This window comes from Frankia sp. AiPs1 (assembly GCF_023716945.1).
In the GTDB taxonomy this organism is placed as follows: Bacteria; Actinomycetota; Actinomycetes; order Frankiales; family Frankiaceae; genus Frankia.
The window spans coordinates 1-1,847 of record NZ_JAMQQF010000837.1; the positions used below are offsets into that span (position 1 = coordinate 1).

Here is a 1,847-nt window from a genome sequence, read left to right on the forward strand (position 1 = left end):
CCGGTGACCGGGCCGCCGGGACGGGGACGGGCTCGCCGCGCTATCCCGCCGCGTATCCGGGGGTGCTCGGGGTGGGCGGGGTCGACCGGACCGGCGTCCGCCTGCCCGACGCCCCTGCCGGCAGCGCCGTGGACATCGTCGCGCCGGGTCAGGACGTGCTCGTCGCCATGCCCGGCCACGGCCGGGCCCTGCTGTCCGGCAGCGACCTGGCTACCGCTTCGGTCAGCGCCGCCGCGGCCCTGCTACGGGCCTCGGCGCCGACGATGCGCGCCGACGAGGTGGCCCGCCGGCTGATCGCGACGGCGGACACGGTGCCCGACACCGTCGCCTCCCCGGAGCAGGCACGCGGGCTCGTCGACCCCTACCGGGCGGTGACGGAGGTGCAGGCCGAAGCCTCGGCGCGGGCCCTGCCCGTGTTGCCGGCGCCCACCGTCGACACGGCGGCGCATCGTCGCGACGCGCACTGGCGGGCCGTGACCCGTCGGGCCGTCGGCGGTTCGCTCGTCGTCCTGGCCCTCGTCGCGGCCGCCGTGCTCGTCGCGGCGCTCGCGCGGACGGTGGCGCGCCGTCGGGCAGACCTGACGAGCCCGGCCGCGGGGGCGCCAGGGTGGCCGCACGACGCGCCCAACGCCGGGCGGCCATCCGCTTCCGGCCGACCATCCGACGCCGGGCGATCCGATCTCGGGCGATCCGATGATGACGATCAGATGGACCGATACCTCACCGTGCCCGCGCCGCCCCGGCCCCGGTAAGTCCGACCCGGTCCCGCGGCGCGCAGCCCCCGCCCAGACCGTGAAGGCCGGGCGTGACCTCGGACCGTGACGGTGCGGCGCGATCCTCAGACCGTGAAGGTGTGGGTGACGGAGCGCTCGGTCTGCTGGTAGCTGCCGCCCACCTGGTGCACCGCGTTCTTCAACGCCTCGATGTCGCCGGCGAGCTGGTCCGCGGAGGTCTTCCACTGTGTCTGCAGCGCGTGGTAGGCGAGCTTCGCGTCGCCCTCCCAGGTGGCCAGCAGCGGCCCCATCTTCGCCTCGAGATCCCGGATCTGCTGCTCGAGCAGCCCGCGGGCACTGCTGAGGCTGGTCACGGCTCCGTCGAGGGAGCTGAAGTTCACCTGGAGCACGGTGGGTGTCCTCTCTTCCAAGTGGGTCGGTCTTCCAGGCGGGTCGGCTCTTCCAGGCGGGTCGGCGGTCGGCCGGTGGTGCGGTGAGGGTCGGCGCGGGCGGCTGGAGGGACGGGGCGCCGCGTGCCGCTGCCGTCAGGCGAGCCCGCGCAGGCCCGCCGCGATGCCTCCCGCGCCCACCCCGGCGCGCCGCACGACGTCGCGGGCGTCCACGTCCACCGTCCCGTAGAACCCGGACGCCTGGCCGAGCATCCCCGACAGGTTCTGCAGCGCGTTGCTGATCGACTGCAGGTCGTCCCGCAGCGCATCCTTGGCGTCGTCAAAGGCGATCTTGCCCTCGCCCTGCCAGATCAGGCCGTCGAGCTGGGCAATCATCGCGTCGGACGTCGCCTTTACGTCCAGTGCGATATTCGATCCGCCGGACGCGGATCGCGACATGATTGCGTGGTCAACCTCAAAGCTGCCGGCCATCGGTTGTTCACCCCTCGTTTCCGGACGGTCTTCGCGTGCGGCGTCCTGCGGCGCCCCGCGTTCACCAGGCACCCATCCCGAGGCGTCGGCTGATTTCGCCGGCGCGCGCACCATCGTCCCAATAACGACCGGTTGATGGAAGTCGCCGACAGCCTTTCTTTTTCCGCGGGTCGACGCGGCCGGCTCGTCCGATGCGACGCGGCGGCCCGGCGCGGTGGCCCCGCGCGGCGGTTGGCGGGTAGCGCTCCGCCGG

Annotated in this window: 3 protein-coding genes; 1 reads left to right on the top strand and 2 read right to left on the bottom strand. The window is 73.9% G+C overall.

Annotation, left to right across the window (positions count from 1 at the left end):
• On the top strand, positions 1 to 752 hold a 752-nt coding region (locus ND748_RS31140), incomplete at its 5' end, for a S8 family serine peptidase (RefSeq protein WP_251749883.1).
• Positions 753 to 838: 86 nt separating this feature from the next.
• Here ND748_RS31140 and ND748_RS31145 read toward each other — a convergent pair.
• A complete protein-coding gene (locus ND748_RS31145; RefSeq protein ID WP_251749884.1) occupies positions 839 to 1,123 on the bottom strand; it encodes a WXG100 family type VII secretion target in 285 nt (94 codons plus the stop codon).
• A gap of 135 nt (positions 1,124 to 1,258) precedes the next feature.
• Positions 1,259 to 1,847 (bottom strand): WXG100 family type VII secretion target (locus ND748_RS31150; protein ID WP_251749885.1); only part of this gene is annotated, 589 nt, incomplete at its 5' end.